The following is a 5940-nucleotide window of genomic DNA, read 5'->3' on the forward strand; positions in this document are numbered from 1 at the left end:
CCTTTGTGTAGACCAGCGAGGCTGCGCGCAGACTGGTGTGACCTTTTGGAAAATTGAGGTTGCGCACCGTATTGCCAAGCCGCGTGCCTAGCCCCGCCGACACCACTTGTTGACGCCACGCAGATTTGAGATCACCACCTGCGATCTGCATCGCCTTGCTGGTGGCCTTTTCAGCGGCCGCAACCTGTTGCTGCATCAGCGCAACAAGGTCTGGTGAAAGATCAATACCGATGCGCATACTGGACCTATTGCTCAGATGCAGATTGATCGGACTTGGCTTGAACTGGACCAGTTACGGCGACATCATCCGAGGTTTTTTTGCGATTTGTTTTGCGCGCCTCTTTTGTATCCAGCGCCACAAGCTGGCCACTTTTGAGCGCATCCGCCGCCTGTGCGTCAGTGATGATTAATACAGACCCGACGCCAGTGTTGGTGTGGCCAGCAACGATGCGACCTGCGGCTTCAGTAATAGCAAAGCGTGGCATCACATGCCTCCTTTACAGATTTGGCGTATCGAACATCACAAGGTTCATCTCGCCAGTCGCTGTCCGTTGAATTGCGGAGATCGTATAAACCGGCTGCCCTGATCGCTGCGATATATGCACCTGGTCACCCGGCTCGATCTCAAAAGGGATCAGCACCGCATCTGCAGGACCGATCCAAAATTCAGCCACGCTGGCATTCAACATCCGATCGCCACCAAAGCTGCCCCCTGCCCCACTGATCGGCGAAAGGCCCGGGCCGTCAGAGAACACACCCTTTGTTGTATGCCGCGCGCGGCCCGGATCATGCATTCCGGCAGTATAAGGCAAGCGCAGCCGTGGACACAGAACTGCCACTTCACAAAACATGCCGGTGATCGCACCCGAGAGCGAGGCCTCAAGATCGTCAAACATCCCAGCCACGGCTCACGTCCTTTCCTTCAGCGTTGCGCATCAGTCTCAGGTGCGCTTGCCAGGGATCAACACCCGCGGGCGCGTGCAATATTGCAGCGCGTTCATCTGGAACTCGAGGTTCACGCCCTTGCCGTTTGGCATCTCATATTGCTTGCCATAAAGCCGCTGTCCGGGTGTGTTCACGGTCTCAATATAATCGGCCGACGCATAAACCGTGCGGAACAGACCCGGCACACCCATAGGCACGAGATGGCACTTATCGGTCTCAATACCGACGTTTTGACCACCACGGTAGTTCATCCAAGTAATGCCACCAAACTCGAACGCGCCATAAATGCCCGAATTGCCCGAATTGATGTAGGCATTACGCAGCGAAGCCGCATCAGCATAGCCCTTGTAAGTGTCCCGCACTTCCTGGTGGGCAATGAGATCGTCAAAAAACGCATCTCCGCAAAGCGCAATCACGCTCGTGTAAGGCAGCCCATCCAGAATGCTGGCCATCTGGCGAATAACGCCGGCACATTTCTTGCGCAGCGCGCCGTCCGTGGCACTGGCGTTATCAAGATCAAAATCCACCACCGCCTGCTGGCTTTCACCAAATTCGGTGAAATAATCAAATAACACCGAGCCATCAGCGTCCAGCAGCTGCCCTGTTTTGAGAATATTGAGCCGGTGGTATTCTTCGGTCAGTGCAAAAAACTGACTGGCCTCAGCCGCACGGTCGGCGATCTTTTGCTGCAGACGTTCCACCGCCACTTCCTGGCCAAAGGCACGGACCTGCTGCACCTCATCGGCGTAAATCGCATCATCCACCTGGAAATGCGGCACCTTGAGCATGCGCATGGCGCGTTTGGTCTTGCCAAAGGTCTGGCCTGTACCACCACGCGGGCTGGCTGAAACCAGGATGCTGTTTTGATCTTTGCTTTTCTCGATGGCAATATCGAGCGTATCGATGCTGGTGGTCTGGAACAGTCCCATCTGGCCAATGCGCGACGGGGTGTATTTGATCTCACGAAGCGCATCGGTGAGGCGCATGACGCTAAAGGCGTCTTGGCTGAAGATATTGAGGATCGACATGGGAGGTCCTTTTGACTGTTTGGCATCATGTGGCCACACCAGACACACGAGCGCTTGCATTTTATGCTAGCATCTGTATTTCTATCTGGCATGAACAGTAAGCACCGCAAAACCTTGGCCGTCGTATTTACCGACCCAGTTTCCGGTACCATCGAGTGGATGGCGATTGAGGGGTTGCTACTTGCTGCTGACGCGCAGCGGATCGAAGGGCGTGGTTCGCGCGTAAGATTTGAAAAAGATGGCGAAATCGTCACTTTTCACCGACCGCATCCAGGCAAGGAAGCGAAACGGTATCAAGTTCGCGACGCCCGTGACTTTTTAGAACGCATCAAGGTGACACCATGACCAACAGCATGACTTACAAAAGCTATGCGGCCCGCATCGATTACGATGATGATGACAGCATCTTTGTGGGGCATATCGCCGGGATCACAGACCGCATTGGTTTTCATGCCGATACGGTAGAGGACCTGCGCGCTGCATTTCACGACGCCGTGGACGATTATCTCGACACATGCGCGAAGACCGGCAAAGAGCCGCAAAAAGCCTATTCAGGCAAAATGATGTTCCGCGTCAGCCCAGAGATACACCGAAAGGCTGTGCGTGCAGCAGAGCTTCAGGGCAAGAGCCTGAACCAATGGGCGGAAGACATTCTGTCACGCGCGACCGGTTGATCACCGCACGACGATACCGACGCCCGCGAGATCGGCCTTTGCAGATGCCTTTTCGGCCGCCTGATCGCGGTCCGCGTGATAGGTCAACACGTGCCCGTTCACTTCAGCGTCGCGCACGATTGCAGCGATCGCCGCATCAGTAGAGGTTGCGTCACATCCATAAAGCGCCACAGCAACAGCTGTCTGCGAGCCATCCGTTGCACCAACTGCTGAGGCCACAAACTTGCCAGATGCAGCAACCTTGCCGAGCAAAGTACCCGGCGCAATGATGCCCGCACCGCTGGCGATGGTGATGTTTTCCCGCGAACGCTGGCCATTGGCCTCGGTCATCAGGAACTCGCCGGGGTGCCGGCCCTCAATCAAAACTGTCATTTGGTGATTTCCTCAGATCTGGTTCTGGCTCAGACGAACCGATTGTTTGCTTGCGCCACGGCGGCCGACCAGCCACCCTTGACCTTTTCTGAAGGGTCAGCGCGGGCGCCGGATACATCGCCGCCGAACTCGTTTTCACGGGCAGCGCGATCCTCGATCGCCGTGATGGCAGACGCCTTCGGGGCCATGCCCAAAACCTTGATCGCTTCCTCGGCACTCATGCTCGTCTCAAAAGCAAAGCCCATGGCTTGCGCTTCACGACCTTTTGCTTCTTCGCAGGTCAGGATGCTTTTGATCCGGGCAGTTGCCTCGGCCTTACCCGCGAGCACACCTTCGGCGCGCGCGCCGTCAACGGCGGCACTGAGGGCCGCTTCTGTGATGCCCGCAGTTTCAGCCTGGGGGGCAGCTTGGGTTGGATTGCTCATCGCAAATCCCTTCTTTGTTTTGACAGCCCCGAGGGCCATGGTGGAGAGGTTGGACAGAACCTCATCAAGAGAGGCCACACGATCTGCGAGCCCCTGATCAATACCGTCCTGCCCGATGAAGGTGCGCGCCTGCGTCGCACGGATGGCCTGCGTGGTGATGCCGGTGCGACCCCGCGCGACAAGGCCCACAAACTGGTCGTAAAACTTCATCACTTCTGTTTGCAGATCAGCCTGCACGGTGTCGGACAGCGGGCCGAACGGATTGCCATCGACCTTGTGCTGGCCTGCGTAAATGAGCGTTGCGCGAACGCCCTTTTGCTCAAGCTCGCCAGAGCGATCAAGATGCGTCAGCACCACACCGATTGAGCCCACAATAGAAGTCGGCGAGACCACGATCTCATTGGCCGCACTCGCGATGCCGTAAGCAGCAGAAGCAGCCATGTCGTTCACAAAAGCCGTGACCGGCTTTGACGCCCCCAGCTTGCGGACCTGCTCGGCGACGGTAAACATACCTGTCGCTTCGCCCCCCGGGCTGTCGATATCCAGCAGGACAGCGTAGACCTCCGGATCATCTGCCGCGTCACGCAGCTGTGCGGCAATGCCCTCATAGGACACCATGCCCGAATGAGCCCCGATCCACGCCCCGCGGTTGACCAGCGCGCCAACGATCGGGATCATAGCCACGCCGCCCGCGACCGCGTATTTGCGCGACCGGCCATCTTCGCCGTATCGGTTGCCCAGAAACTGGTTTGCATCCGGACGCAGGCTTTCGATCTTCTCCCCGTCCATCGACAAACGCCCCTGCAAAACCTGCAAAATGATCTCGGCCTTGGTTGGGTGCAGCAAAAGTGGGCGGTTCAGGACCCGCGTCGCAATATGCGTCAGCGAAGGCCCCTCAGGCGCCTGCATGATGTTGGGTGGATCGCTCAACGGACACCTCCTGTTGCAATGGCGCGACGGCGTGGCGATCTGCCCTGCGATGCGGCGCATTTTTCCTCAAACCCACGAATGACCAGCATCAGACGGTCCGGGCTGGCCGCGTGGAACGTGGCAGATCGGGAAACGCCCGTTGGGCCCGCCGTAAACGACACTGTCGCTGCAGCCTGTCCCGCAATCAGCCGGTAATAGACCTCACGCAGGGCTTTTGCGGCCGCGCAGGGGTCATTTTCGTCAAGTGTCAAAGCCATTAGGCAGTGTCCTGTTCATCGTCGTCGTCATCTTCAGCGTCTTCAGCGTCGTCAGCGCTTGAATCGGTTGCGATTGCCTGCGGGCCACCACCCGCGGCGCCCATCATCATTGGCTCAGACAGGTTGTATTCGGCCCGCAAAAGCCGTTCCGCGGCCAGCTGCTGGTAGACATCGTCGACGTCGACACCGAGATCATTGCAGATCATAGCGTCTGACATCACGCCAAGCCGCTTCCATGTCTCATGCGACTTTGCTTTTTTGAGATCATCAGCGGTCGTGCGCGGTGCACCACGCCATTCTGCCCGGCAAGCAGCTGTCCGGTTGGCCAGAAACGCCTCATAACCGCCCGGAAACGCGATGCCGCCACTGGCAATCTCTTCTTCCAGCCATGCCTCAAAAACCGGCTGGCAAAACGGTGCGATGATGTTTTGACGACGCGCCTTGGTGATTGCGAATATTTCAGCCGTTGCCGCCTGCAAGGACGAATAGGTAGCACCACTCTTGTCACCTGTTGCACTCTCATATGTCAGCCCAAGGCAACGTGCGATTTCGCGCAACAGGTGCATCGAGAAGTCTTTGTAATTGGATGAAGGCTGATTGCTGGTGTGGAACTTCAGCTCTTGGCCCGGAAACAGATGCGCAAGGCGACCGTTGATACCAACATCAAGCGAGGATCCGTCATAAAAGCCGGCCAGCATGTCAATATAAGCCTCCATGGGTGCCACACCCTCGGACGCCATCCTGGCTTGCTCTTGGGGTGTCAAAAGCCCCGCCAGCACCTCCTCTGTTGGCTCATCGGACGTGATCGTCGCCGCAAAAAGCGTTTGTACAATCGATGCCATCAGCGTGGCATCGGCCAGCTGGTCAAACTGGCGCGCAACCTGCAGCGCGGGCGTCATCGCAGAGATGCCGCGATGCGTGCCCGGCAGCCCGTCAAAGATATGGATTACGCGCGGCCGCCCTGCCCTATCGCGCGCAGATACATCGTATTCAACATCGTGCTTGAACAGATTCTTACGAATTGCCCGGTACCCCACGGGCATTCCATCTGCGTCTGTGTAGACCCCGTTGATCAGCCTGTTCATGCTTTCGGTTTTGCGCGACAACCGGTGCGGTGGCAGCAAACGCACCTTGGTGCCGTACCGGTTCCACGGCCTGCGCCGAAACGGCAACTCGGCGAGGATTTCGCCAGTGATCAGCCATGAGCGAAACGCCGCACTTTGCATCTGCCCAAAGGTGCGCAGGCCCTGAATGTCGCATTCTTGCGCATTGCGCGCCCACAGCTCAAACCGCCGCTCAACGGTTTTAG

The 5940-nt window shown here is 57.5% G+C and carries 10 protein-coding genes; 2 read left to right on the forward strand and 8 right to left on the reverse strand.

Annotation, left to right across the window (positions count from 1 at the left end):
• The 4 genes from R6T97_RS05135 to R6T97_RS05150 all read right to left on the reverse strand — a co-directional run.
• A partial coding sequence (locus R6T97_RS05135; protein WP_410348226.1) for a DUF6441 family protein occupies positions 1–238 on the reverse strand: 238 nt, incomplete at its 3' end.
• A 7-nt stretch (positions 239–245) separates the two neighbouring features.
• Positions 246–485 (reverse strand): hypothetical protein, encoded by a 240-nt coding sequence (locus R6T97_RS05140; protein WP_410348227.1) that lies wholly within the window; start codon positions 483–485, stop codon positions 246–248.
• Between the two features lie 12 nt (positions 486–497).
• Positions 498–905 carry a hypothetical protein gene (locus R6T97_RS05145; protein ID WP_410348228.1) on the reverse strand — a complete coding sequence of 136 codons (408 nt, stop codon included), beginning with the start codon at positions 903–905 and terminating at the stop codon, positions 498–500.
• A gap of 36 nt (positions 906–941) precedes the next feature.
• On the reverse strand, positions 942–1973 hold the full coding sequence (locus tag R6T97_RS05150; protein ID WP_410348229.1) for a major capsid protein: 1032 nt from the start codon (positions 1971–1973) through the stop codon (positions 942–944).
• A 63-nt stretch (positions 1974–2036) separates the two neighbouring features.
• On the opposite strand from R6T97_RS05150, the gene R6T97_RS05155 reads away from it, so the two are divergent.
• Together R6T97_RS05155 and R6T97_RS05160 are read left to right on the forward strand one after the other, a co-directional pair.
• The gene (locus tag R6T97_RS05155; protein WP_410348230.1) at positions 2037–2318 is read left to right on the forward strand and encodes a type II toxin-antitoxin system HicA family toxin; all 282 of its coding nucleotides are present in this window, start codon (positions 2037–2039) and stop codon (positions 2316–2318) included.
• Positions 2315–2647, forward strand: coding sequence for a type II toxin-antitoxin system HicB family antitoxin (locus R6T97_RS05160; RefSeq protein WP_410348231.1), 333 nt, complete (start codon positions 2315–2317; stop codon positions 2645–2647). Before R6T97_RS05155 ends, R6T97_RS05160 begins: the two co-directional genes overlap by 4 nt.
• Here R6T97_RS05160 and R6T97_RS05165 read toward each other — a convergent pair whose 3' ends face one another.
• From R6T97_RS05165 to R6T97_RS05180, 4 genes are all read right to left on the reverse strand, one after another.
• Positions 2648–3019, reverse strand: a complete 372-nt coding sequence (locus R6T97_RS05165; protein WP_410348232.1) for a head decoration protein — start codon at positions 3017–3019, stop codon at positions 2648–2650.
• A gap of 29 nt (positions 3020–3048) precedes the next feature.
• Complete coding sequence (locus tag R6T97_RS05170; RefSeq protein WP_410348233.1) at positions 3049–4374, reverse strand: S49 family peptidase; 1326 nt, start codon at positions 4372–4374, stop codon at positions 3049–3051.
• Positions 4371–4631: a hypothetical protein gene (locus tag R6T97_RS05175; RefSeq protein ID WP_410348234.1), complete on the reverse strand. Its 261-nt coding sequence runs from the start codon at positions 4629–4631 to the stop codon at positions 4371–4373. Before R6T97_RS05175 ends, R6T97_RS05170 begins: the two co-directional genes overlap by 4 nt.
• On the reverse strand, positions 4631–5940 hold a 1310-nt coding region (locus R6T97_RS05180), incomplete at its 5' end, for a phage portal protein (RefSeq protein WP_410348235.1). The genes R6T97_RS05175 and R6T97_RS05180, both read right to left, overlap by 1 nt.

Source organism: Yoonia sp. (assembly GCF_046498525.1).
Lineage (GTDB): Bacteria > Pseudomonadota > Alphaproteobacteria > Rhodobacterales > Rhodobacteraceae > Yoonia.